Source organism: Sulfitobacter sp. UBA4523 (genome assembly GCF_002388305.1).
Classification (GTDB): domain Bacteria; phylum Pseudomonadota; class Alphaproteobacteria; order Rhodobacterales; family Rhodobacteraceae; genus Sulfitobacter; species Sulfitobacter pontiacus.
Genome location: NZ_DGMH01000050.1, coordinates 193,890 through 218,158, shown reverse-complemented (window position 1 = coordinate 218,158; position 24,269 = coordinate 193,890). Strand labels below are relative to the sequence as shown.

General features: G+C 60.7%; 29 protein-coding genes and 1 tRNA gene. 25 read left to right on the top strand and 5 right to left on the bottom strand.

Translation table 11 applies throughout. The features are described 5' to 3' along the window. The first annotated feature begins 295 nt into the window (after positions 1-295). From B3849_RS12540 to B3849_RS12530, 3 genes are read left to right on the top strand one after another with little or no spacing between them, the layout of a single operon-like run. Positions 296-1,048 carry an amino acid ABC transporter substrate-binding protein gene (locus B3849_RS12540; protein WP_005853554.1) on the top strand — a complete coding sequence of 251 codons (753 nt, stop codon included), beginning with the start codon at positions 296-298 and terminating at the stop codon, positions 1,046-1,048. Positions 1,049-1,054: 6 nt separating this feature from the next. Continuing rightward, positions 1,055-1,729, top strand: coding sequence for an amino acid ABC transporter permease (locus B3849_RS12535; protein ID WP_005853555.1), 675 nt, complete (start codon positions 1,055-1,057; stop codon positions 1,727-1,729). Further along, positions 1,726-2,508: an amino acid ABC transporter ATP-binding protein gene (locus B3849_RS12530; protein ID WP_254704200.1), complete on the top strand. Its 783-nt coding sequence runs from the start codon at positions 1,726-1,728 to the stop codon at positions 2,506-2,508. The genes B3849_RS12535 and B3849_RS12530 overlap by 4 nt, the downstream gene beginning before the upstream one ends. Before the next feature lie 3 nt (positions 2,509-2,511). Here the strand turns inward: B3849_RS12530 and B3849_RS12525 are convergent, their stop codons facing one another. Then, entirely contained in the window at positions 2,512-3,279 is a 768-nt protein-coding gene (locus tag B3849_RS12525) for a DeoR/GlpR family DNA-binding transcription regulator (RefSeq protein ID WP_278426334.1), read from the bottom strand. Positions 3,280-3,448: 169 nt separating this feature from the next. On the opposite strand from B3849_RS12525, the gene B3849_RS12520 reads away from it, so the two are divergent. From B3849_RS12520 to B3849_RS12495, 6 genes are read left to right on the top strand one after another with little or no spacing between them, the layout of a single operon-like run. After that, the gene (locus tag B3849_RS12520; RefSeq protein ID WP_278426335.1) at positions 3,449-4,417 is read left to right on the top strand and encodes an ABC transporter substrate-binding protein; all 969 of its coding nucleotides are present in this window, start codon (positions 3,449-3,451) and stop codon (positions 4,415-4,417) included. Further along, on the top strand, positions 4,417-6,120 hold the full coding sequence (locus B3849_RS12515) for an ABC transporter permease (RefSeq protein WP_278426336.1): 1,704 nt from the start codon (positions 4,417-4,419) through the stop codon (positions 6,118-6,120). The genes B3849_RS12520 and B3849_RS12515 overlap by 1 nt, the downstream gene beginning before the upstream one ends. Then, a complete protein-coding gene (locus B3849_RS12510; RefSeq protein WP_286780241.1) occupies positions 6,108-7,151 on the top strand; it encodes an ABC transporter ATP-binding protein in 1,044 nt (347 codons plus the stop codon). The genes B3849_RS12515 and B3849_RS12510 overlap by 13 nt, the downstream gene beginning before the upstream one ends. Before the next feature lie 51 nt (positions 7,152-7,202). Next, positions 7,203-8,219: an MBL fold metallo-hydrolase gene (locus tag B3849_RS12505; RefSeq protein WP_009824630.1), complete on the top strand. Its 1,017-nt coding sequence runs from the start codon at positions 7,203-7,205 to the stop codon at positions 8,217-8,219. Further along, the gene (locus tag B3849_RS12500; protein ID WP_278426339.1) at positions 8,216-8,764 is read left to right on the top strand and encodes a histidine phosphatase family protein; all 549 of its coding nucleotides are present in this window, start codon (positions 8,216-8,218) and stop codon (positions 8,762-8,764) included. The genes B3849_RS12505 and B3849_RS12500 overlap by 4 nt, the downstream gene beginning before the upstream one ends. Beyond that, complete coding sequence (locus B3849_RS12495; protein WP_037944292.1) at positions 8,761-9,225, top strand: HAD family acid phosphatase; 465 nt, start codon at positions 8,761-8,763, stop codon at positions 9,223-9,225. Before B3849_RS12500 ends, B3849_RS12495 begins: the two co-directional genes overlap by 4 nt. 122 nt (positions 9,226-9,347) lie before the next feature. On the opposite strand, the gene B3849_RS12490 is transcribed toward B3849_RS12495, so the two are convergent. Beyond that, positions 9,348-9,437, bottom strand: a tRNA-Ser gene (locus tag B3849_RS12490). Positions 9,438-9,584: 147 nt separating this feature from the next. On the opposite strand from B3849_RS12490, the gene B3849_RS12485 reads away from it, so the two are divergent. The 10 genes from B3849_RS12485 (at position 9,585) to B3849_RS12440 (ending at position 17,810) form a co-directional block, all read left to right on the top strand. Next, complete coding sequence (locus B3849_RS12485; protein WP_278426340.1) at positions 9,585-10,427, top strand: DUF2059 domain-containing protein; 843 nt, start codon at positions 9,585-9,587, stop codon at positions 10,425-10,427. A gap of 2 nt (positions 10,428-10,429) precedes the next feature. After that, on the top strand, positions 10,430-11,239 hold the full coding sequence (locus tag B3849_RS12480; RefSeq protein WP_286780240.1) for a hypothetical protein: 810 nt from the start codon (positions 10,430-10,432) through the stop codon (positions 11,237-11,239). 223 nt (positions 11,240-11,462) lie between these two features. After that, positions 11,463-12,176 (top strand): 50S ribosomal protein L21, encoded by a 714-nt coding sequence (locus B3849_RS12475; protein ID WP_005853569.1) that lies wholly within the window; start codon positions 11,463-11,465, stop codon positions 12,174-12,176. 12 nt (positions 12,177-12,188) lie between these two features. Continuing rightward, complete coding sequence (gene rpmA / locus B3849_RS12470; RefSeq protein ID WP_005853571.1) at positions 12,189-12,458, top strand: 50S ribosomal protein L27; 270 nt, start codon at positions 12,189-12,191, stop codon at positions 12,456-12,458. Positions 12,459-12,556: 98 nt separating this feature from the next. Continuing rightward, a complete protein-coding gene (locus tag B3849_RS12465; protein ID WP_278426341.1) occupies positions 12,557-13,153 on the top strand; it encodes a GNAT family N-acetyltransferase in 597 nt (198 codons plus the stop codon). After that, positions 13,150-13,752: a LysE family translocator gene (locus tag B3849_RS12460; RefSeq protein ID WP_278426342.1), complete on the top strand. Its 603-nt coding sequence runs from the start codon at positions 13,150-13,152 to the stop codon at positions 13,750-13,752. The genes B3849_RS12465 and B3849_RS12460 overlap by 4 nt, the downstream gene beginning before the upstream one ends. 2 nt (positions 13,753-13,754) lie before the next feature. Then, positions 13,755-14,291, top strand: a complete 537-nt coding sequence (locus tag B3849_RS12455; RefSeq protein ID WP_005853576.1) for a GNAT family N-acetyltransferase — start codon at positions 13,755-13,757, stop codon at positions 14,289-14,291. A 27-nt stretch (positions 14,292-14,318) separates the two neighbouring features. Further along, the gene (gene obgE, locus B3849_RS12450; protein ID WP_286780239.1) at positions 14,319-15,356 is read left to right on the top strand and encodes a GTPase ObgE; all 1,038 of its coding nucleotides are present in this window, start codon (positions 14,319-14,321) and stop codon (positions 15,354-15,356) included. Then, positions 15,344-16,453 (top strand): glutamate 5-kinase, encoded by a 1,110-nt coding sequence (gene proB, locus B3849_RS12445; RefSeq protein WP_278426344.1) that lies wholly within the window; start codon positions 15,344-15,346, stop codon positions 16,451-16,453. The genes obgE and proB overlap by 13 nt, the downstream gene beginning before the upstream one ends. Before the next feature lie 79 nt (positions 16,454-16,532). Beyond that, on the top strand, positions 16,533-17,810 hold the full coding sequence (locus tag B3849_RS12440; protein ID WP_278426345.1) for a glutamate-5-semialdehyde dehydrogenase: 1,278 nt from the start codon (positions 16,533-16,535) through the stop codon (positions 17,808-17,810). On the opposite strand, the gene B3849_RS12435 is transcribed toward B3849_RS12440, so the two are convergent. Next, positions 17,807-18,409, bottom strand: a complete 603-nt coding sequence (locus tag B3849_RS12435; protein ID WP_278426346.1) for a histidine phosphotransferase family protein — start codon at positions 18,407-18,409, stop codon at positions 17,807-17,809. The genes B3849_RS12440 and B3849_RS12435 overlap by 4 nt on opposite strands. A 68-nt stretch (positions 18,410-18,477) precedes the next feature. Here B3849_RS12435 and B3849_RS12430 point away from each other — a divergent pair, with 68 nt between their 5' ends. The 5 genes from B3849_RS12430 (at position 18,478) to tsf (ending at position 22,456) form a co-directional block, all read left to right on the top strand. Continuing rightward, positions 18,478-18,681 carry a DUF3553 domain-containing protein gene (locus B3849_RS12430; protein ID WP_278426347.1) on the top strand — a complete coding sequence of 68 codons (204 nt, stop codon included), beginning with the start codon at positions 18,478-18,480 and terminating at the stop codon, positions 18,679-18,681. Positions 18,682-18,780: 99 nt separating this feature from the next. Then, the gene (locus tag B3849_RS12425) at positions 18,781-19,545 is read left to right on the top strand and encodes a GNAT family N-acetyltransferase (protein WP_278426348.1); all 765 of its coding nucleotides are present in this window, start codon (positions 18,781-18,783) and stop codon (positions 19,543-19,545) included. Next, complete coding sequence (locus B3849_RS12420) at positions 19,542-20,396, top strand: lysophospholipid acyltransferase family protein (protein ID WP_278426349.1); 855 nt, start codon at positions 19,542-19,544, stop codon at positions 20,394-20,396. The genes B3849_RS12425 and B3849_RS12420 overlap by 4 nt, the downstream gene beginning before the upstream one ends. A gap of 188 nt (positions 20,397-20,584) precedes the next feature. Continuing rightward, complete coding sequence (rpsB, locus tag B3849_RS12415; protein WP_005853591.1) at positions 20,585-21,454, top strand: 30S ribosomal protein S2; 870 nt, start codon at positions 20,585-20,587, stop codon at positions 21,452-21,454. A 126-nt stretch (positions 21,455-21,580) separates the two neighbouring features. Then, positions 21,581-22,456, top strand: a complete 876-nt coding sequence (gene tsf / locus B3849_RS12410) for a translation elongation factor Ts (protein ID WP_005853593.1) — start codon at positions 21,581-21,583, stop codon at positions 22,454-22,456. 88 nt (positions 22,457-22,544) lie between these two features. Here the strand turns inward: tsf and aroQ are convergent, their stop codons facing one another. Together aroQ and B3849_RS12400 are read right to left on the bottom strand one after the other, a co-directional pair. After that, positions 22,545-22,982 (bottom strand): type II 3-dehydroquinate dehydratase, encoded by a 438-nt coding sequence (aroQ, locus tag B3849_RS12405; RefSeq protein ID WP_037964501.1) that lies wholly within the window; start codon positions 22,980-22,982, stop codon positions 22,545-22,547. 60 nt (positions 22,983-23,042) lie between these two features. Next, positions 23,043-23,441, bottom strand: a complete 399-nt coding sequence (locus B3849_RS12400) for a rhodanese-like domain-containing protein (protein ID WP_005853596.1) — start codon at positions 23,439-23,441, stop codon at positions 23,043-23,045. A 331-nt stretch (positions 23,442-23,772) separates the two neighbouring features. Between B3849_RS12400 and B3849_RS12395 the strand changes: the two genes are divergently transcribed. After that, positions 23,773-24,269, top strand: a 497-nt coding sequence (locus B3849_RS12395) for a fumarylacetoacetate hydrolase family protein (RefSeq protein WP_286780238.1), incomplete at its 3' end; no start/stop codon positions are given.

The following is a 24,269-nucleotide window of genomic DNA, read 5'->3' as shown; positions in this document are numbered from 1 at the left end:
CCCCCGCCGCAAAGTTCTCCCACTTTGCGGCGGTTTTATTTTTTCTGATCAGATGCTTATGCGGTGCAATCCGGCGCTGGTGATTCCCCCAATTGCGCGCTAATTCGCTTGATATCTTCCCCCAAAACCCCTTCCATCGCTGCGGCCCCCGAAACAGCGTTTCGCGATCAAAGCCCTTGCCAGAATTTTATTCCTGACCAGGGGTGAATGACACCACCGCGGACTTGCTTGACGCTGCGCCATTGAAGCGCGGCTGCGTCATGTTACCTCCCCCTTAGACGTAACGGAGAATATCATGATCAAACACGCCACACTCACCGCAATCGCCCTTGCTACCGGCGTCAGTGCTGCTCAGGCAGAGACGCTGAATGTCGGCATGTCGGGCGGGTACTTTCCCTTTACCTTCGTAAAGCTTGACGAGCTTCAAGGGTTCGAGGTCGATTTCATCAACGCCGTCGCCAAGGAAACTGGCGACGAGGTGAATTTTGTCACCATGTCCTTTTCCGGCCTGATCGGCGCGCTGGAATCTGGCCGCATCGACACGATCGCCAACCAGATCACCATCACCCCCGAACGCGAGGCGAAATTCGCCTTTTCGCAGCCCTATGTCTTTGACGGGGCGCAGGTCGTGGTGAAAGAGGGCAACGAAGACACCATCGGCAGTGTCGAGGATCTGAGCGGAAAGACCGTTGCGGTCAACCTCGGCTCCAACTTCGAGGAACTGCTGAACGAGCTGCCGAACGCGGGCGAGATCGACATTCGCACCTATGAAAGCAACATTGCGCAAGACACGGCCCTTGGTCGCGTGGATGCCTTTGTGATGGACCGCGTTTCCTCGGCCCAGCTGATCGCGGAAAGCCCGCTGCCGCTGGCGCTTGCGGGCAAACCCTTTAGCGAGATCCGCAATGCGCTGCCCTTCCGCAACGATGACGAAGGTCAGGCCCTGCGTGACCGGTTTGACGCCGCGATCACCAAGCTGAAAGAAGACGGCACCCTGACCGAGATTTCGGAAAAATGGTTCGGCTCTGACATCACAACAGCCGAGTAACACAAAATGCGGGGACTGGATTTCGAATATATGTGGGGCTTGCTGCCCGTGTTGCTGGGCTATGTCCCGCTGACGCTGTTCATGGCGTTTGTGGGCATGGTCTGCGCATTGGTGCTGGCTTCTGTGCTCGCGGTTGAACGGGTGTTTCGGGTTCCGGTCCTCGACGTTTTTGTGCGACTGTTCATCAGCTTCTTTCGCGGCACGCCGTTGTTGGTGCAGTTGTTCCTGTTCTACTACGGCCTGCCGCAAGTCCTGAGTTTTCTGGGCAAGATCGACGGCGTCACCGCGACCATCATGGGGCTGACGCTGCATTTCTCGGCCTATATGGCGGAAAGCATCCGCGCGGCCATTCTGGGTGTGGACCGCAGCCAGTGGGAGGCCGCGCAGGCCGTTGGCATGACCCAAGGCCAGATGATGCGCCAGATTATTCTGCCTCAGGCCTCGCGGGTCGCGGCACCGACTTTGGTGAATTACTTTATCGATATGATCAAAGGCACCTCGCTGGCCTTTACCCTTGGCGTGACCGAACTGATGGGGGCGACCCAGAAAGAGGCAGCGGGCAGCTTCCTCTACTTCGAAGCCTTTCTCGTCGTCGCCGCGATCTATTGGGTCATGGTAGAGACATTGGCCTTCGCACAGCGTCACCTAGAGGTCTATCTGAACAAGGCACATGCGCGATGACCAATACACAAAGCATTCCAGAGACGGGCAGGGCGACGGGTGACGGGATCACCATATCCGGCCTGACCAAATCCTTTGGCAGCACCGCCGTGCTGAAAGACATCTCGCTTGATATCGCCCAAGGCGAACGGGTGGTGATCATCGGGCCGTCGGGCACGGGGAAGTCCACCTTGCTGCGCTGCCTGAACTTTCTTGATGCGCCTGACGCGGGCATCATCCGCATTGGCGATATGTCTGTCGATGCGGCTACGGCGAAGCGCGCCGATATTCTGGCGCTGCGGCGGCGCACGTCCTTCGTGTTCCAGAACTACGCGCTGTTTGCCAACAAGACCGCGCGCGAGAATATCACTCAGGCGCTGATCACCGTTCAGGGCTATAGCAAGGCCGAGGCCAACGCCCGTGCCGACGCGACGCTGCGCGAAACCGGTCTGTTCGAGAAAGCCGACAGCTACCCCGCAGCGCTGTCGGGCGGCCAGCAGCAACGGGTGGGCATCGGCCGCGCGATGGCGCTGGATGCGGATCTGATGCTGTTTGACGAACCGACCTCGGCGCTGGACCCCGAATGGGTGGGAGAGGTGCTCGACCTCATGCGGCGCGTGGCCGAGAAACGACAGACCATGCTGATCGTGACCCACGAGATCCAGTTCGCGCGCGAGATTGCGGATCGGATCGTCTTTATGGACGAGGGACGGATTGTCGAACAGGGCCCACCGGCAGAACTGCTTGATGCACCCAAAGACCCGCGCACCCAATCCTTTCTACGGCGTGTCACGGGGTAGGGATCAGACCTTGATCACCGTGCACCCATGGGCGGCGGCGCGGGACAGCAGATCGGGCGACAGCACGGCCCCTGTGACAAGGTAATCATAGGCCCAGATCTCCCCGTGCTGGCAGGCAAGGTCCAAATCCGCCTTGCCCTGATCGGCCACCAGGATCGTTGTCTTGGCGCAGCCCGCAATCGCCTTGCGCGCCAGCACCTCGTCCGAGTTATAGTCCATCACCGCGCCCGACCCCGACAGCCCGCCACAGCTGAACACCGCGTAATCCATGCGGTAACCCGCGAAAAACGCCAGCGCTGCAGCGCCGATCAGATCCAGATCACGCATCCGTACATTGCCGCCCGCCAGCTCCACCATCACGCCCGCGGCATTCTGCAGGGCGCAAACCGCGTGGATGCTATTGGTCGCGACGAATAGGTCTTTGTGCGACGACAGAAACCGCGCGCAATGCTCGACCGTTGTCCCCGTCCCAAGCGCCACCCGTGCACCATCGGGGATCAGGTTCTTGACCGCCAAGGCGATGCGCTGCTTCTCCTGTCGCGCGATGGTTTCGCGGGGCAGGTAGCCGATATTCTCGCTTTGCTGGCGCAGTTGCACCTTTCCCTTGCGGCGCTGCACCAGTGCCGCGTCATCAAGGTCGCGCAGGTCGGCGCGGATGGTCTGCACCGAAACGTCCAGATGCTGCGATAGTTCGGCAGGGGACAAAGCGTCGTTCTGCGACAGCAGCGCAATGATCCTGTCGCGCCGGTCGGTCAGAGTAGGTCGCGCCATCTATTTTCCTTCGAAAACAACTCAAGGTTAGCCGGACCCTAGAGCGACCCCGTCCACGGCGCAATATAATTAAATCTGTTACGGAAATGTCATAAATCTGTAGCGTAAGATGGGAATAAGGCGAGCGTGAAATGCTTTCGTACGAAAGCTACCTTTTCAGGAGAGCCCCATGAAAACCATCCTCACCACCACCGCTTTTGCCCTGATGGCCAGCACGGCCCTTGCAGATACAATCACACTTTACACCTCGCAGCCCAATGCAGATGCGCAGCAGACTGTGGACGCCTTCAAAGCCGCCAACCCCGATACCGATGTCGAATGGGTTCGCGACGGCACGACCAAACTGATGGCCCGTCTGCGCGCCGAGATCGAGGCAGGCAACCCGCAGCCCGACGTGCTGCTGATCGCCGACACCGTGACGCTGGAGGGCATGGCCCAAGAAGGTCTGCTGACCGCTTACCGATCCCCCGAGGCTGCCAATTATGACAGCGCGCTTTATTCTGCCGACGGCTTCTATCACTCGACCAAGCTGATCACGACAGGCATCGTCTATAACACCGGCGTCGAGACGGCTCCGACATCGTGGAACGACCTGAGCGATGCGGCCCTGAAAGGTCAGGTGGCCATGCCATCCCCGCTGTATTCCGGTGCGGCGCTGATCCATCTGGCAACCCTGACCGGCGATGACAGCCTTGGCTGGGGCTATTACGAACAACTGGCGGAAAACGACGCCCGCGCCCAAGGCGGCAACGGCGGCACGTTCAAGGCCGTGGCCTCGGGCGAGAAACCTTATGGCATGGTCGTCGACTTCCTTGCCATCCGCAACAAGGCCGAAGGGTCGCCTGTCGAATTCGTCTTCCCGACCGAAGGCGTATCCTATGTGACCGAGCCCGTGGCGATCATGTCGACCGCCAAGAACGTCGAAGGCGCACAGAAGTTCGTCGATTTCCTGCTGAGCGCGGAAGGTCAGGATGTGGTGCTTGAGATGGGCTATATCCCCGCACGCGACGGCATGGGCGTGCCCGCCGGTTTCCCTGCGCGCGAAGACATCAAACTGATGGATTTCGATCCCGCGACCGCGTTGAAGGACGCCGAAGCCAACAAGGCCAAATTCACAGAGCTGTTTGGCGCCGAGTAATGGGCGTTCTGACAAAAAACGGGGGCAGCCGGTCCGAGGGGTGGCTGCTCTCTACCATTTTGATTGTGGCGATCAGCCTGACCCTTGCGCCGGTGCTGCGCCTTTTTGTCGAAGGGGTGACGGATCAGGGCGCGGTTGGCCTGTCGCTCGCGGGCGAGGTGCTGCGCCAGCCATCGACGCTGAGCGCGCTGAAACATTCGCTGGTGACCGCAGGGTTTGGCACCCTGGTCTCGGTGGTTCTGGGGTCTGCCTTTGCGTTTCTGGTGGCGCTGACCGATCTGCGCGCCAAGGCGGCGCTGGTGTTCTGCCTGATGATCCCGATGATGATCCCGCCCCAGATCACCGCGCTGTCCTGGACCCAGATCATGGGGCCGTCGTCTGTGTTGCTCAAGACCTTGGGGCTGGCACCGCCACTGGGGTCACCGCAGCCGCTTTATTCGGCGCAAGGTATCATTCTGTTGCTGGGCATCCAGCATATGTCGATTATTTTCCTGACCCTGCGTGCAGGTCTGCGCGCCATCCCGCAAGAGGTGGTAGAGGCGGCGCGCATCAGTGGCGCGCGGGGGCTGCGCACGTGGTGGCAGGTGGTCATGCCCCTGACCCTGCCCAGTTTGGCCGCGGGAACGGCGATCACCTTTGTCACCGCCCTTGGCAACTTTGGCATTCCCGCGATGCTGGGTATTCCGGCGGGCTATGCGACCCTGCCGACGCTGGTTTACCAAAAGCTGGCGGGCATGGGCACCAGCGTGCTGGCCGAGGTATCGATCCTCGCCATGCTGATCGGTGCGGTGGCTGTAACGGGCATCCTGACGCAACGGTTCTTTCAATCGCGCCAACGGGTCTATCTGGTGGGGGCCACGTCGCGCCCCTTGGCGATCCCGCTCGGGGCGGCGCGTCTGCCGGTCGAGGTGTTGCTATGGGCCGTGGTCTGCACGATCCTTGTGCTGCCCATGTTCGGCCTGCTAGCGACGTCGCTGGTGCCTGCCTATGGCGTGCCACTGCGGCTTGACACCGTAACCCTTCAGGCGTGGACCGAGGTCCTGCTGCGCCAGCCGGTCACAACGCGGGCTTTTGCGAACTCCTTTGGTCTGGCGATCGGCGCGGCGGTTGTGCTCATGCTGCTCTGCCTGCCGCTGGCGTGGCTGATGGAGCGGAACCCGACGCGGCTGTCGCGGCTGTTCGACAGCCTGCTGGATCTGCCCTATGCCTTGCCCGGAGTGGTGTTGTCGATTGCGATGATCCTGCTGCTGATCAAGCTGCCGTTCACCGATGCGACGCTTTACGGCACGATCTGGATCATTTTCTTTGCCTATCTGGCGCGGTTCTTTGCGGTGATGTTCCGCCCCGTGCAAGCGAGCATCAAGCAGTTGGATCCTGCCATGGGCGAAGCCGCGCAATCGGTGGGGGCATCGCTGTTCCAGCGGCTGCGCGATGTGATCGTGCCGCTCTCGGCACCGGCGGCGGCGGCAGGGGCGATCCTTGTGTTTCTCACCGCGTTTAACGAGCTCACGGTTTCCGCGCTGCTCTGGTCCTCGGGGACCGAAACGTTGGGCGTGGTCATTTTCAATCTGGACGACAGTGGCGAGACCGCAATGGCCAGCGCGCTGGCGATGACCATCGTGCTGGTGGTTATGGCGCTGATGGTGCTGGTGCAGCTGATGTCCCGACGTTTCCCCAAAGGAGTAGTCCCATGGCAGACATAAGCCTGTCCGCGCTTGGCAAATCATTCGCCGGTGCCCCCGCGCTGCATGACATCACCACCACGTTCAGGGACGGCGAATTCGTCGCCCTGCTGGGGCCGTCGGGCTGCGGCAAGACCACGCTGCTGCGCCTGCTTGCGGGGTTTGAGATGCCGACGACGGGGCAGATTTCCATCGGCCCGCGCGAGGTCGCGCATGTGGCCGGCAACCGCATGGTCCCGCCCGAGGATCGCAACATCGGTTTCGTGTTCCAGTCCTACGCGCTTTGGCCCCATATGAACGTGCGGCGCAATGTGTCCTATCCGCTGGAGATCCGGCGTTTTTCCAAGGCCGAGATCACCGCGCAGACCGATCAGGCGTTACAGGCGACGGGGCTGACGGACTATGCCAACCGGATGCCCTCCGAACTGTCGGGCGGGCAGCGTCAGCGGGTCGCTTTGGCGCGCTGTCTGGTGTCGCACCCCGATGCGGTGCTGCTGGACGAACCGCTGGCCAACCTTGATGTGGCGCTGCGGGCGTCGATGCAAACAGTGTTCACCGACTTTCACAAGCGCACCGGCGCGACGATGGTCTATGTCACCCACGATCAATCAGAGGCGATGGCCATGGCCGACCGGATCGCCGTGATGGACAAGGGCCGCATCCAGCAGTTCGACACGCCCCAAACGCTGTATGAACGCCCCAAGAACCGCTTTGTCGCCGAATTCGTCGGGCGCGGCACGGTGGTGCCTATGCGCGGGGTCGAAAAGAGCGATAGCGCCCTGCACGGCCATGTTCTGGGGACGCGGATCGCGGTGCAAAGCGGGGATGACATGCCAAGCCATGTCTGCCTGCGCCCCGAAAACCTGACCATCAGCGAAACCGGCGACCTGCGCGCCAAAGTGGCGCGGGTGACCTATCTGGGCGGCAAATACCTTCTGGAAACCGTCGCGGACTGCGGCACGCGACTGCTGGCTGAAACACGGGCACGGTTTGATGTCGGCATGCAGCTTGGCCTGACGATCACCACCCCATGGGCATTCTCCGAGGATTAAATGCAAAGCGTAAGAGTACTTTCCGGCATCGGGGACAAGGGCCCCGCGTGCATGCAATTGAACACGGGCAATCGGCGCTGGCTGCTCGACTGCGGCTTTGGCCCCGAGGCCCACGCCCATTTTGACCCGCGCTGGCTGAAGGGCGCGGATGCGGTCTTTATCACCCATGACCATATCGACCACATCGGCGGGGCGATCTATGCGGTAGAGGCGGGGCTGCCGATCTATGCCACTGCGCAAACCGCCAAGGCGCTGCCCCCTGCCGCCAAGGTCAACCTGCTGCCCGAACAGGGGGTATCTGTGATCGATGGCGTGCAGCTGACCACGGGCCGCAACGGGCACGCCATGGGCGGTGTCTGGATGCATTTCGCCTTGGGCGAGGGGCTGTTCTACTCGGGCGATTGGTCCGAGGAATCCGATTGGTTCCCGCTGGACCTTCCGCCGCCCGCGGCAACGGCGATCCTGGACTGTTCCTACCAGCTTGACGATGTGCCCCAGACCGAAAGATTTGCAGCACTTGACGCCTTGCTGGACAGGCTTGAGGGGCAGGTGCTTTTGCCAGTGCCGCCATCGGGCAGGGCGGGCGAAATGGCCTTGCACCTGATCCGGCGCTATGGTCACGCCAGCGTCATGCTGGACCCTGAATGTCAGGCGGTGCTGGCGACGGGTCTGCGCAGCGGTACGCTTGGCGTGGATGCGGCCAAGATCGCCCCGCTGCTGGCGCGCGGCCCGCTGGACGAGGCGCGGTTTCTTGTCTGCGACACCCCCAATGCCGATGGCGGTGCCGCCTGGGGCTATGTGCGCGCCTGGCATGAAAGCGGCCGCTTGGGGCGCGACGCGCATGTGGTCTTTACGGGCCATATGACCGCCCATGCCCGCGGGATCTGCAGCGTGCCGGGGGGATATTTCCAACGCTGGAACGTACACCCGCCGCTGCGCGATCAGGTGCGTATGCTGGAACGGCTTGGCGCGAAACGCTTTGCGCCAGCCTTCTGCACACAGCCAGAAGACTATTTGATCGAGGATCTGGGCGTCGAGGTTTTCATGCATGATCCGGTGCGCCTGTGAGGGGGGCCGCGCTTCCGCCCTCGGACTTTTGCCTGATCCGCCACGGGGAGACGACCGCCAATGCGCAAAGCATCATCGCAGGGGTGACCGATGTAGCGCTGACAGCCCGTGGCCGCGATCAGGCCCGCGCGCTGGCCCGTCGTCGCTGGCCGCAGCCGGTCACGCTTTTCGCCAGCCCCGCCGCACGGGCGCGAGAAACCTGCAAGCGCGCCTTTCCGCAGTGCGGTTTTACCGTGATTTCCGCGTTGCGCGAACGCGATTGGGGGGCGTTCGAGGGGCAGCCGCTGTCGCAGCAACCCATACGCGAAGACACCCCCGACGGCGGCGAAAGCTGGCCCGCCATGCTTGATCGTGTCGCAGGCGCGATCCACGCGGCCTGTGCCGCCACACCCGCCGGCCACCTTCCGGTGCTGGTCTGCCATTCCGGTATCATCCGCGCCGCGCGCGTGCTGTGGACACCCCATGACGCGGGCACACGCCCGCCAAACGCCATCCCGATCCTGTTTCAGCGGTCGGGCACATTTCTTGAGGAGAAAGAGCTATGACATCCGCCCCCCTGACACCTTGCGTGGTATTCGACGTCGACGGCACTCTGGCCGAGTTCGACGCGGCAAAGCTGGGTCATCTGGTGCATGGCGTCGAGAAGCAATGGGATGCGTTCCACATGGCGATGGCCGACGCCCCGCTGATTGCCCCCATCGCCAAACTGATGCGCCGCCTGAAGCAAAGCGGCGAGACGATCGTCATCTGCTCGGGCCGCCCTGACGGTTGGGCGGAACACACGATCGCTTGGCTGCACAAACACGATCTGCCCTTCGACGGCGTTTACCTGCGCGCCAAGGATCAGGACGCCGCGAGCGATCCGGAGGTCAAACGTCAAGCGCTGGCGCAAATGCAAGCGGACGGGCTGGCCCCCTGGCTGGTCATCGATGATCGCAGTTCGGTCGTTGACGCATGGCGGGCCGAGGGGCTTGCCTGCCTGCAATGCGCGCCGGGGGATTTTTGACGCGGGCGGGTGCAGCATCACGACCCTGATCGCAAGTTTTTACAGCGCACCGCGCCACAGGGGCCTGCGACCAAGGCGACGGCTTGTCCCGCAAGGGGTGGACATAAACTGTCAGGGTGAAATGGCGGAGAGACAGGGATTCGAACCCTGGGAACCCGTGAAGGCTCAACGGTTTTCGAGACCGCCCCGTTCGACCACTCCGGCACCTCTCCGCATCGGTGTGGTGCGTCCGTTTAGGATGGATTTTGCGGGGTGGCAAGGGGGGCTAGGCCAGTTTTCGCGGACACGGGGAATTTCATTGCTGACAGATGGATTTCGCCTAAGCTCTTGGGGTGGATCAACTTGAAAGGAATGCCCTGATGCGCCGACTGTCCCGTTTGCCGTTAACTTTATGTTTTGGATTGGCGGTCATGGTATCGCTGATTGCACCGATGGCACGGGCCGCCGACAGGGAAAGGGTCGATGCATTTCTGGAAGTCACAGGGTTTGATGTCGCTCTTGAAAGCATCCGGCTGTCTGCTGATTCCGCGCCGGAAATGCTGGGGATTGATGCGGATGCCTTCGGCTCTGAATGGTCGCGTCTGGTGCGCGAGGTATTCGAGACGGATTTGATGCTGGACATGGGGGCCGGTATTCTGGCGCAGGCGCTCAGCGATGATGCGCTGGAACATGCGTCGGATTTCTATGCCAGTGATCTGGGCCAACGCCTGGTGGCCGCCGAAAATGCGTCGCATTTGGAGGAAGACGATGCCGCGAAGGCAGAGGCGGGCGATGCGATCCTGAACGGGCTACGCGGGATCGATTCTCCGCGTGTGGATCTGTTGGCGCGTCTGAACGGGGCAAGCGATGTCGAGGAGAGCTCGATCAAGGCGCTGCAAGAGGTGCAGATCCGGTTCCTGATGGCAGCGGCGGGGGCGGGCGTGATCGAATTACAGATGGAAGAGCCCGACCTGCGCGAAGCGATGCGCGCGCAAGAGCCCGAGATGCGCGCCTCTATCAAAGAGAACGCGCTGGCGGGGGCGGCCTATACCTATCAGGCGTTCTCGGATGAAGAGGTGCTGGTCTATGCCAAGGCGCTGGAAGATCCGCAGATGCAGGAGGTCTACGCGCTGATGAACGCCGTGCAGTTCGAGATCATGGCGAACCGGTTTGAAGAGGTCGCACAGCGGCTTGGCACCATGCAACCCAGTCAGGACCTGTAACCATGCGCGCCTTTGTTCTTGCTGCTGGCCTGTGGATGCTGGCGCTGCCACTTTGGGCCGACGCGCGGTCAACCGTGCTGGTGGATGTCCTGCGTCTTGGCGAGCTGGCCGAGATTTTGCAGCGCGAGGGGTTGGAGAACGCGGAAACGCTTGATCGCGATATGCTGGGCGGGCAGGGCGGCGCGGGGTGGGCGCTGCAGGTGCGTGCCATCTACAACCCCGAACGCATCGTCGAAACCCTGCGCGGGGCATTGGATGCGGGCTTGCAAGGGCAGGCCCGCGAGGATGTCATTGCCTTTTTCGCGCAAGACACCGGCGCAAGGATCATCACGCTCGAGAACGAGGCCCGCGCCGCCATCACCGACCCCGAGGTGGAAGACGCCGCCCGCGCAGGTTTCCATGACCTTCAGGGCAGCGAAGACCCACGTCTGGCGCAGATCACCACATTGATCGACAGTGGCGATATGATCGACCGCAACGTCACCGCCGCGATGAATTCCAACTTTCAATTCATGCGCGGGATGGCAGATGGCAACGCGCTGCAGATGACAGAGGCCGAGATGCTGGCCGACGTGGCGCAGCAGCAAGAAGAGATCGCGCAAGACACGCGCGGCTGGCTTTATGGCTATCTGCTGCTGGCGTATTCTCCGCTGGAGGATACAGAGCTTGACCGCTATATCGCCTTCGCGCAAAGCGATGCGGGGCGCAGCCTGAATACAGCGCTGTTCGAGGGCTTTGGCACCGCATACGAAGACGTGTCCTATGCCCTTGGTCGCGCAGTTGCGTTGAACATGGTGGCCGAGGAATTATAACCAGCCGCACCGCCTTTGCGATAAGTCCCGCGAGGCCCGTGCTGGCCCTTGACATCAGGGGGGCGGTGCATCATACGGCAAGCCTCAACCTAAGGGTGCCCGTTTCGGGTGCCTTTGTTATTTCATGAACATCCCGAAACGGGATGCGCTGTCCGAGGTGGGCCAAGGCCCGACAAACTCCCGAACGGGGACCACAGGATGCGGAAACAGTAAAGGAAGACGCATGTTTGCGGTCATCAAGACAGGCGGCAAGCAGTACAAAGTTCAATCCGGCGATATGCTGCGGGTAGAACGTTTGGCTGCTGACGCGGGCGAAACAGTCCAATTCAACGAAGTTCTCATGCTGGGCGGCGATTCCCCCAAGCTGGGTGCTCCTTTGGTCGCAGGGGCCGGCGTTCAAGCCGAGGTCGTCGATCAGATCAAGGGCGAGAAAGTCATTCACTTCGTCAAGCGCCGCCGGAAGCACTCTTCCAAGCGTACCAAAGGCCACCGTCAAAAGCTGACACTGGTCAAGATCGGCGAGATCCTGTCGTCCGGCGCGGATAAATCCGACGTCAAAGCGGCAATCGGCACCGGTTCCGTCAGCGCTGCTGCCGTGACAGCCATGGAAGAGCGTTATGCGCTGAACAAAACCGATCAGGCCGAAATGGCCAAGCGCGTGAAGAACAACCAGGCCGAAGAGAAATCGGCCAAGCCTGCCAAGGCGAAGAAGGCCAAAGCTGCACCCGCAGCCGAAGGTGCCGACGATCTGAGCAAGATCTCCGGTGTTGGCCCCGTCATCGTTGGCAAGCTGAACGGTGAAGGCATCACAACCTTCGCACAGATCGCTGCTTGGACAGACGCTGACGTCGAAGCTATCGAAGAGAAACTGTCGTTCAAAGGTCGCGTCGGTCGTGAAGACTGGATCGCACAGGCCAAAGAACTCGCAAAAGGCTAAGGAGAGACACCAATGGCACATAAAAAAGCAGGCGGCTCATCCCGTAACGGCCGCGACTCAGCAGGTCGTCGTCTTGGCGTGAAGAAATATGGCGGCGAAGCTGTCATTCCCGGCAACATTCTGGTGCGTCAGCGCGGTACAAAGTACTGGCCCGCTGAAGGCGTTGGCATGGGCAAGGATCACACGATCTTCGCAACCGTTGACGGTAAGGTCCAGTTCCACAAGGGGCTGAAGAACCGTACGTTTATCTCGGTCCTGCCAGCGGCAGAAGCCGCAGAATAAGCCGCACCCGAGAGGTTTGAAAATTTAGGGATCGGCGGAAACGCCGGTCCCTTTTCCATTTTATCGCCCAGTGTTCACCCAGGAAGGGAGGGGCCGTTATGTCACGATCAAACCGCCCCGAGCTGAGCGATGGTATCATCCGTCTGCGCGCGCCCGAACACCGTGACATCGACGCCCGGTTCAAGCTTGGAAACACGCCCGAGATCCACCACATGTTCGGGGCGGAGTTGAACGCCGTGCCGGTGATGACCAAGGCGCTGGCCGAACGTTGGTATGAAACGCAGCTGGTTGAACCGCTGGCCTGGGTCATCGAACATCGCGGCAAGATGATCGGTGCGCTGCGCCTGCACAGCCTGCGTCCGTGGGACGCCAGCGCCGATGTCGCGATCGGCATTCTCGCCCCCAAGAAACTGGGCAAGGGGTTGGGCACACGCGCGCTGCATCTGCTTGCGGCCCACGCCTTTGGCTCGCTGTCGCTGCACCGCCTCTCTGCCCGTGTGCTCGACATCAACGAACGCGCTGCGGCCTGTTTCACCAAAGTCGGCTTTGCCGCCGAAGGGCGTGCGCGGCAGTCGTCTTTTCTGGGGGGCGAATGGCACGACACCCTGTTGTTCGGGCTGATCAAACCCGATTACGCTCCGCCCGTCTATGACGCCAAGCCGCGGCAAAAGCGCAAGAAGAAGAGTCAGTCATGAGCGTCGCCCTGACATCCTTTATCGTCTTCGCTGCAAGCCAGATCGGCACACCCGGACCGGCGAATATGGCGCTGATGGCCACGGGCGCGCGCTTCGGCTTTCGCGCGGCATTGCCTTTTGTCGCGGGCGTGGCCCTTGGCAAACAGCTGGTGATCTGGCCAGTGGGTTTCGGGTTGATGCAACTGGCCGACCGCGCGCCGGGGGTTTTCGTCGCGCTGAAATTCGCCTCTGCCGCCTATATCATCTGGCTGGCGTGGAAGGTTGCGAACCTGCGGTTGGGGCAGGGCGCACGAACCGAGGCCGCGCCGGGCTTTTTGGCCGGGCTGATCGTTCACCCGCTGAACCCCAAGGCCTGGGCGATGATCGTGGGCAGCTTCACGGCCTTCATCGCGCCCGGCACGCCTGCGCTGGCGGCGACGGCCACGGTGGCCGCCGTGCTGCTGGGATGCCAGATCGTGCTGCACCCCTTGTGGACGCTGGCCGGTGCGGGGATCGCAAAGACGGTCGCAGGCAGCGTTTGGGAGAAATATTTGATGTGGACCTTGGCCGCTTTGACGGTGGCCTCTGTCTTGTTCGTGCTGTTCGGAGGAGGGACATAACGATGGAAGATTTAACAGTGTCGCAACAGCAAGTGATTGAAACAGAACGGTTTGACCTACGCCCTGTGCGCATGTCGGATCGTGGGATGATCGAACATTATGCCAGCGATCCACGGGTTGCGATGCGCACCGCATCCATCCCACACCCGCTACCGCCCGGCGTAATCGAAAGCTTCATCACCCGCGCCACAAGCACCCCCCGGACAGAAGATGTCTGGGTCATGGATGGGCTGAAAACCGGTGGCTCCGAGGTGATGGGCGTGATTTCCCTGATCCGGATGGACCGCGATCAATCCGAAGTCGGCTATTGGGTCGCCCCTGCGTTCTGGAACACGCATCTGGCGTCCGAGGCGGTACAGGCGCTGGTGCAGGCCAATCCCCTGCGCAACAAAAATATGTTCGCCTCGGTGTTTCGCGACAACCCTGCCTCTGCCAAAGTGTTGACAAATGCGGGCTTCCGCTATCTTGGCAATGCGGAAACCTATTGTCTGGCGCGCGAGACCTGCGTACCAACCTGGACGTATAGCCATAAACTATGACCACACGTGCCCCGAAAGGCCCTTTTGATGAAGTTTCTTGACCTGTGCAAAGTCTATATCCGCTCTGGCGCAGGCGGGGGCGGTTGCGTGTCTTTCCGGCGCGAAAAATACATTGAATACGGTGGTCCCGATGGCGGGGACGGCGGGTCGGGCGGATCGGTCTGGGCCGAAGCCGTCGACGGGCTGAACACGCTGATCGACTTCCGCTACCAGCAGCACTTCTTTGCCAAGAACGGCCAGCCCGGCATGGGCAAGCAGCGCACCGGCAAGGATGGCGATGACATCATCCTGCGCGTCCCCGTGGGCACCGAGATCCTTGATGAGGATCAGGAAACCGTGCTGGCCGATATGACAGAGCTTGGCCAGCGGGTCGAACTGGCGCGGGGCGGCAACGGCGGCTGGGGGAACCTGCATTTTAAATCCGCGACGAACCAGGCACCGCGCCGTGCCAATCCCGGACAGGAAGGCGTGGACCGCACACTGTGGCTGCGTCTCAAGCTGATCGCGGATGTGGGTCTGCTCGGCCTGCCGAACGCGGGTAAATCGACCTTCCTCGCCGCGACATCAAACGCGCGGCCGAAGATTGCCGATTACCCGTTTACCACACTGCACCCCAATCTGGGCGTTGTGGGGGTGGATAATACCGAATTCGTCGTCGCCGATATCCCCGGCCTGATCGAAGGCGCGTCCGAAGGGCGCGGTCTGGGCGATCTGTTCTTGGGCCATGTCGAACGCTGCGCGGTGCTGCTCCACCTGATTGATGGCACGTCGAACACCATTGCCGAAGATTACCAGACCATCATCAACGAACTCGAAGCCTATGGCGGCGAACTGGCGGACAAACCGCGGATCACCGTGTTGAATAAAATTGATGCACTGGATGAAGATGATCGCATAACCGCCCGCGAAGAATTGGAAAAAGCCTGCGGCGCAGAGGTCATGATGATGTCTGGCGTCGCCCGCGAAGGCGTCACCGAGGTGCTGCGGGCTTTGCGTGGCCAGATTGACGACGACCGGCTGCGTTTCCGGTCCGAAGATGAAGAAGAGGCACCTTGGCAACCCTAAGCGACGGCACCCGTATCGTTGTAAAAATCGGTTCGGCGCTGCTCGTCGATCGGGCCACCGGCCAACTGCGCCGCGATTGGCTGCAAAGTCTCGCGCAGGATGTGGCGTGGCTCAAGGGGCAGGGCAAGGATGTGGTGCTGGTGTCTTCGGGCTCCATCGCATTGGGGCGTGGTGTGCTTGGGCTGCCGCCAACCACGCTTGCGCTGGAACAATCCCAAGCCGCGGCGGCGGTGGGGCAAATCCGTCTCGCCCGCGCCTATGAAGAGGCGCTGGAACCCTATGGAATCACCGCCGCGCAGGTGCTTGTCACCCTGGAAGACAGTGCGGATCGTCGGCGGTATCTCAACAGCCGCGCCACGATGGAGCAGCTGTTGTCCATGGGGGCGGTACCCATCGTCAACGAGAATGACACCGTTGCCACGGACGAGATTCGCTTTGGCGACAATGACCGGCTCGCGGCGCAGATCGCCGTGACCGTGGCGGCAGACCGGTTGATCCTGCTGTCGGATGTGGATGGTTTCTATTCCGCCAACCCCAATGACGACCCCGATGCCATCCGCTATAAGGTGATCGACACGATTACGCCAGAAATCGAGGCACAGGCGGGCGATGCGGGCTCGGGTCTGTCCAAGGGCGGCATGAAGACAAAGCTGATGGCCGCGAAAACCGCGACCGCCGCGGGCTGCGCCATGGCCATCTCCGAAGGATCACCTTTGCGGCCTTTGCTGACCCTCGAAAACGGGGCCAACGCCACTTGGTTCACCGCGCAATCCGACCCCCAAACCGCGCGCAAACAATGGATTACGGCAATCAAACCGCGCGGCAGCGTCACATTGGATGCCGGTGCGGTGGCTGCCATGTCCAAGGGCAAGTCGCTTTTGCCCGCCGGTGTCACCGCTGTTTCCGGCCCTTTCGGGCGCGGCGACTCCGTCGCGCTGCTTGCTCCTGACGGGCGCCCCATCGGGCACGGGCTGACACGCTATACCTCCGCAGAGGCAGAGCTGATCAAAGGTCGTCAATCCTCGGAGATCGAGGCCATTCTGGGCGCGCCGGGGCGTGCTGCTTTGATCCATCGGGACGATCTTGCGCTTTCCTGACCTCCAAATGGTTTAAAATCCTCGCCGAAGGCTTTAGGTAGAGGGCAACCCGAAATGACAAAAAAGCAGTAATTAGGTTATGACCTTGGATATGACACAGACAGACGACATTCCCGCGTTGATGGCGGATATTGGCGCGCGCGCCAAAGCCGCCGCCGCGACATTGGGCTTTGCCAGTGCCGACCAAAAGCAGACCGCGCTTGAAAAAGCCGCTGACGCGCTGATGGCCAGCAGCGCCGATATTCTGGACGCGAACGCCAAAGATCTGGAGTTTGGCCGCGACAAGGGGCTCTCTGACGCAATGATGGACCGGCTCTTGCTGGATGATGCGCGCATCAGTGCCATCGCCGACAGCCTGCGCAGCATCGCCGCACAGGATGATCCCGTGGGGCAGGTGCTGACCGAATGGGATCAGCCGACGGGCCTGAACATCCAGCGCGTGCGCACGCCTTTGGGTGTCATCGGCGTGATCTATGAATCGCGCCCGAATGTGACCGCGGATGCCGGCGCGCTTTGCCTCAAGGCGGGTAATGCCGTGATCCTGCGGGGCGGATCCGAAAGCTTCCATTCCTCGCGCGCGATCCATGCCGCCTTGCAACAGGGGCTCGAAGCCGCTGATCTGCCTGCGGATTCAATCCAGCTGGTGCCCACGCGCGACCGCGCCGCGGTGAGCGAGATGCTGACCATGACCGACACGATTGATGTGATCGTACCGCGCGGCGGCAAGGGGTTGGTCGGGCTGGTGCAGCGCGAAGCGCGGGTGCCGGTTTTTGCCCACCTCGAAGGCATCGTGCACATCTATATCGATGAAAACGCCGACCCCGAGAAGGTTTTGAAAGTCGTTCTGAACGCCAAGACCCGCCGCACCGGCATTTGCGGCTCGGCTGAGTGTCTGCTGATCCACGAGAAAGTGGCGCGGACGATTGGCAAGGGCGTGATCAAGGCACTGCTGGACGCTGGCGTCGAAGTGCGCGCCGATGGCGAGTTGGCCGAGATCGAAGGCACCGTGCCGGCCACGGCGGATGATTGGGGTCACGAATACCTTGATATGATCATCGCGGCGAAAACCGTGGGCAGTATCGACGATGCGATCACCCATATCCGCACCTACGGTTCGAACCACACCGATTGCATCATCACCGAAGACGATGCGGCGGCGACCAAATTCATGACGCGGCTGGATTCTGCGATCCTGATGCACAATGCTTCCACCCAATTCGCCGATGGGGGAGAGTTTGGCATGGGTGCCGAAATCGGGATCGCCACCGGCAAAATGCACGCGCGCGGGCCCGTCGGTGCCGAGCAGCTGACCAGCTTCAAGTATCTGGTGCGTGGCGATGGGGCCGTGCGCAGCTAAGCCGTGATCCCAAGGGTGATGGCCGTTTCCGTCACCATTGTCGTCAATTGTTGCCCGCTGTCCTTCACGATGGCGGGCAACAGCCCGAACTGGACCTGCGACGCTGTTAGACGCTCTGTCCGGGACTGCCCCGCCAGCACGCCCCAAAGCGCAGCGTTGATGCTTAGCCGGTCGGCCGTGCCGGTGATGTCCCATGCCGCATCGCGGTGATCTATGGTGATCTGCCCACCGTAGGGCATCCCCGTTTCCAGACACAGCAGGCTCAGGAATACCATCCGCAGCGCGTTGCGCGGCGCGGCAACGCCGTCGGGCCAAGATACCTGCCATTTGGACTGAGCATATAGATCACGCAGGATACCGCTTGTTTCTAGGGCAGGGACAGGCTGCGCGTCGCCCGCGCCGAAAGCCACGCGAAAGAACCGCAGCCGCGCACTGGCGTTGCGCACGCTTTCATCGATCAGCGCGACTTCGGGGCTCATATTCATGCCCGACATCAAAAGCAGCTCAAGCCCATTGTTGATTGCGCCCACCGGCGATATCAAGTCATGGCAGATGCGGCTGCCGATCAAGGCGGCAAGATCAGTGTCGGTTTCTACCATGGGACACCCCCTAATTAGCTGGTCCTAAATAGCTGCCCCCCACACCGCGCCGCAGAAAGGACGCACGCTTGGAAGACCTGAATGCGATACTGACACCCGGAATGCTTGTACACCACCCCGCACATCCCGATTGGGGCGTGGGGCAGGTGCAAAGCAATATCAGCGGCAAGGTCACGGTAAACTTCCGCAGCGAGGGCAAGATCGTGGTCGATAGTCATCGGGTGATGCTCACCCCCGTCTTTGATGAAGGCTCTTCGTTAGCAAATCGTTAATTTTCTGCCGAAAACCACCGCGACGTGGGGCAAGCATTGCGCAACGGGCGGCAACTGCCTATTTATCCGCGTGATTGCGACCGGAGACGAAACCAGCCCATGATCATTGCAAAAGCGGCAGAGTTCGAAGTCCGTCTGGCGCGCACCCAAGCGGATCTTCATGCGGCGCAGCGGCTGCGGTATGACGTTTTTGTCACCGAGCTGGGGGCGGGCGGGCCTTTGGTGGATCACGAAAACCGGCGAGAGGTCGATCAATACGACGATTTCGTGGACCATCTGCTGCTTATTGATCGCAAAACCCAGCAAACCGTTGGCGTGTACCGGCTGATCCGCCGCGATATGGCGGATCGGGCAGGCGGGTTCTATTCGGAAAACGAATATGATCTGACCGCGCTCAAATCCTCTGGCCGCGAGATACTCGAGCTGGGGCGGTCCTGTCTGCATCCGTCCTATCGCGGGGGCATCGCGATGCACCAGCTTTGGGCGGGGCTTGCCTCTTATGTGGCGGAACACGGGATAGAGATCCTTTTTGGCGTCGCGAGCTTTCATGGCACCCAGGCCGAGACATTGGCGCAGCCCCTGTCGCTGCTGCATCACACCTACCTCGCGCCGCCCGAACTGCGCGTCACCGCCCTGCCAAAGGCGCGCCAAGAGATGAACCTGATCCCCGCCGACATCCTGAACCGACGTCAGGCGATGGTGCAGATGCCCAGCCTGATCAAAGCCTATCTGCGGCTTGGCGGATGTGTGGGCGAGGGGGCCTTTATCGACCATGACTTCAACACGACGGATGTACTTTTGATGCTCGACACCGCCCGGCTTAGCGAGCGGCAGGCCAAGATCTACAGCGGACAGCAAGGATGAGCGCGGCTTGGGACAGCGCCGACCACCCGACACCGGTATCCGTCGGGCCGCTTGGCTGGGTGCTGATGCTGCTGCGAGGGGTGCTGCTGGCGACGGTGGTTCTTGTGGGGCTGGTGATCCTGCTCGCGATCCGCCTGATAGAGCGCCCGTTGTATGGGCAGGGTCGCCCCGTGACCCCGCATATCACCCAGATTGTCTGCAAAACCGCATTCTGGATCATGGGGTTACGCCGCGCGGTTATCGGCACCCCGATGCGCCATAGGGGCGCTGTCGTCGCCAATCACACCAGTTGGCTTGATATCTTCAGCTTGAACGCGGCGCAACGGATATACTTTGTGTCCAAGTCCGAAGTCGCCAGCTGGCCCGGCATTGGCTGGCTCGCCAAGGCGACCGGCACGTTGTTTATCGAACGCAACCCGAAACACGCGCGCAAACAGACCGAGGTGTTCCAACAGCGCTTGCTCGACAACCACCGGCTGTTGTTCTTCCCCGAAGGCACCAGCACCGATGGCCAGCAGGTCTTGCCGTTCAAAACCACGCTCTTCCAGTCCTTCTTCGCGCCCGAACTGCGCGACGTGATCTGGGTTCAGCCTGTGACCGTGATTTATACCGCGCCCAATGGGACCGACCCGCGGTTTTATGGCTGGTGGGGCGATATGAGCTTTGGCGGCCATCTGCTGCGCACCTTGGCGTCCCTGCGGCAGGGGCAGGTGACGACGATCTATCACACGCCTCTGGCCGTCGCCGATTTCGAGAACCGCAAAGCCTTGGCCCAAGCCTGTGAAGCACAGGTGCGCGCGGCCCATCCCTCGGCGGGGCTTGCAGCGCCAAACCCCGCCGAATTGCGCTGATATAAGGCCCCAATGGCTAAAACATGCGCCTTGGACCTTGCGAAGCGTGAAAATCCGGACTATACGCGCGTCACTTAAACCCGCAGTCGGGGTTGGGCCTTTGAGGGAGAAATCCTTAAACGTCCGCCGGTTGGTCCCATTCCGGGATCGAGACCCCCGACGAGGCAAAACCGGAAAGGTATAAAGACATGGCTCTTCCTGAGTTCTCCATGCGCCAACTGCTTGAAGCAGGCGTACACTTTGGTCACCAAACACAGCGCTGGAACCCACGCATGGGTCCGTTCATCTATGGCGCGCGTAACGGCATCCACATCATGGACCTGACACAGACTGTTCCAATGCTGGACCAGGCGCTGCAAGTCATCCGTGACACCGTCGCCAAAGGCGGCAGCATTCTTTTCGTTGGCACCAAGCGTCAGGCCGCACAGCCGATCGCAGAAGCCGCAGAGAAATGCGCACAGTACTACATGAACCACCGTTGGTTGGGCGGCACGCTGACAAACTGGCAGACCGTTTCCAAATCCATCCAACGCCTGAAGTCCATCGACGAACAGTCCGAGCGTGGCTTCTCCGGTCTGACCAAGAAAGAGCGTCTTGGCATGGAACGTGACCAAGCGAAGCTGGAAGCATCGCTGGGTGGTATCCGTGAAATGGGCGGTCGCCCTGACCTGATCTTCGTCATCGACGTGAAAAAAGAAGCACTGGCCGTGGCCGAAGCGAACAAACTGGGCATTCCGGTTATCGCTGTTGTCGACACCAACTGCTCCCCCGACGGGATCGACTACATCATCCCGGGCAACGACGACGCCGCCCGCGCGATCCACATGTATTGCGATCTGGCCGCACGTGCCGCACTTGACGGTATGTCCGCGCAGCTGGGTGCCGCAGGTGTTGATATCGGTGCGATGGAAGAAGCGCCCGAAGAAGAAGCCCTGATCGACGGTGGTGTTGAAGTTGGCAACGCTTCGGAAGAAACCGTTTCGAACGACGCAATGGCAAAAGACGCACCTCTGGATATCGAATCCAAGAAGGAAACGCTGGCCGACGCCAAGTCGTAAGCGACGCGAAAGAGACGGGCAGGGGGCATGTTTCCCTCTGCCTGTCACAAAACCATTACATGATTGAGACAGTGGTGCAGAACGCTCTGCCCCTCAATTTATCCCAATTCAAGGAGAACCAAAGCGATGGCAATCACAGCATCCATGGTCAAAGAACTGCGCGACACAACCGGTGCCGGCATGATGGACGCGAAAAAAGCGTTGACTGAAACAGATGGCGACATGGAAGCAGCCGTTGACTGGCTGCGCACCAAGGGTCTGGCGAAAGCAGCCAAGAAATCCGGCCGCACCGCAGCCGAGGGCCTTGTTGCCGTTAAAGTCGAAGGCGGCCACGGTGTTGCTGTCGAAGTGAACTCCGAAACCGACTTCGTTGGCAAAAACGCCGACTTCCAGAAAATGGTGTCCGGCATCGCAGATGTTGCTACCGGTGTGTCCGACGTTGACGCGCTGAACGCGGCAGACATGGGCGGCAAGCCCGTTTCCACCGTCATCACCGATGCCATTGCGAAAATCGGCGAGAACATGTCGGTGCGCCGCATGCAGTCCATCGATGGCGACCAGGTCGTGTCCTATGTGCACAACGCTGTAGCACCCGGCATGGGCAAAATCGGTGTTCTGGTCGCAATGACCGGCGGCAACGAAGAACTGGGCAAACAGATCGCGATGCACATCGCCGCTGTGAACCCTGCGTCCTTGTCCGAAGCGGATCTGGACCCGGCTGTTGTTGAAAAAGAAAAGCAGGTTCAAATGGACATCGCACGCGAGTCCGGCAAGCCGGAAGCCGTGATCGAGAAAATGATCACTGGCCGCATGCAGAAATACATGTCCGAAGTGACACTGCTGAACCAGGCATTCGTTGTGAACCCTGACCTGACCGTCGGCAAGGCCGCGGAAGAAGCTGGCGCGACCATCACCGGTTTCGTCCGTCTTGAAGTTGGCGAAGGCATCGAAGTCGTTAAAGAAGACTTCGCAGCAGAAGTTGCAAAAGCCGCCAAAGGCTAAGCTGTCACACAGCAGATGAGAAAAAGGGCGAGGGCGCATCGGCACCTTCGCTCTTTTTTATTATAAATCAGTTACTAAGCGCTAAAACCTAATCCTTTAGGTGAGCTTTCAGCGCATCCAATGCCATCAGATAACCCTGTGCGCCAAACCCGCAGATCTGACCCAGAGCCACAGGCGCGATGTAAGACCGGTGCCGGAATTCCTCGCGCGCGTGGATGTTGCTCAGGTGTACTTCGACAACCGGCAGCTCGACCGAAGCGATCGCATCCATCAGCGCAATCGACGTATGGGTATAGGCACCGGCATTCAGCACGATCCCGGCATGTTTGCCTTTGGCCGCGTGGATCAGATCGATCAGCGCGCCTTCGTGGTTGGACTGTTCAAACGCCACATCAAACCCAAGCGTCTTCGCTTTCTCGCGGCACAGCGCCTCGACATCGGCCAAAGTCGTCTTGCCATAGACCTCGGGTTGGCGCGTGCCCAGCAGGTTCAGGTTCGGACCGTTCAGGATCAGAATGGATGTCATAGCGAGGACCTTGTTGTTACGATGTGGTGGCGCAGACGTAGCATAGGCGCCTCGGCGTCGTTAGTCTTTCTTTTCAGGGTATTCGACCGGACCACCGTGCTTTTCCCATGTCGAAAAGCCTTCGCGCAGATGCGCCGCGTCAAAGCCCATGTCTTGCAGCGTCGCCGTGGTGATCGCCGAGCGCCAGCCAGAGGCACAGTGAAAGACAAAGGTTTTGTCCTGACCGAAGATCTCTTTGAAGTATGGGCTGTCAGGGTCGACCCAGAATTCGATCATGCCGCGCGGCGCGTGAAAGCTGCCGGGAATATAGCCGCTGCGCTGGCGTTCACGGATATCGCGCAGGTCAACGACAACAACATCCGGATCCTTCAGCATGGCCATCAGATCAGGCGTTTCGATCTCGCGGATACGCGCACGGGCAGCGGCAACCATATCCGCCGAAGACATCTTGAGCGTCATATTCTTCCTTTCGTTCAGCAGCTGCCAAAGCGCCGATCGCTTACAGTTGCATCGGCTTGGCGCATGTGGATTATGGCACGCAGAACAACGGGGTAAAGCAAGAAGCCGCGCGGATGGGAGAATGGATAAACTGGATGAAGAAGCGCTTTTTTATGCATATTTTCAGTGCTTTATGTCGCGCTTTAACAGTAAAACATCACCCAAAGCGTACCAATTATTTACATAATACTGATTATGAGAATCAGGTCAGGCGCATGCGCACCCCTCACAAACACAGGATTAGCTAATGAAACTCTGCCGTATCGAAACCCCTGACGGGATAAAACCTGCGATGATTGACGTAGATGGTGCCGCGCGCGATCTGACGCAGCATCTGACGGATATCGAGCTTGCCACGATGGCACCCGCAGCGCTGGACCAGCTGCGCGATGTGGACGTTTCGGCCTTGCCTGTCATCACGGGCCGGTTTGCCCCTGTGATCAATGACATACGTCGTATTCTGTGTATCGGGCTGAATTACTCGGACCACGCGGCAGAAGCTGGCATGGACGTGCCCGATCACCCGATCCTGTTTAGCAAACTCTGCGCGGCCACCGGCGCCAACGACCCGATCATCATCCCCAAGGATTCCGAGAAAACCGATTGGGAAGTTGAACTTGCGGTCGTTATCGGCACCAAGGCGCAGCATGTGTCCGAGGCCGACGCGCTGTCCCATGTGGCGGGTTATGCGACTTTCAACGACGTGTCAGAGCGCGCTTTTCAGATCGAATTCGGCGGTCAGTGGGTCAAGGGCAAGTCCTGCGACAGCTTCGCGCCCATCGGCCCGTT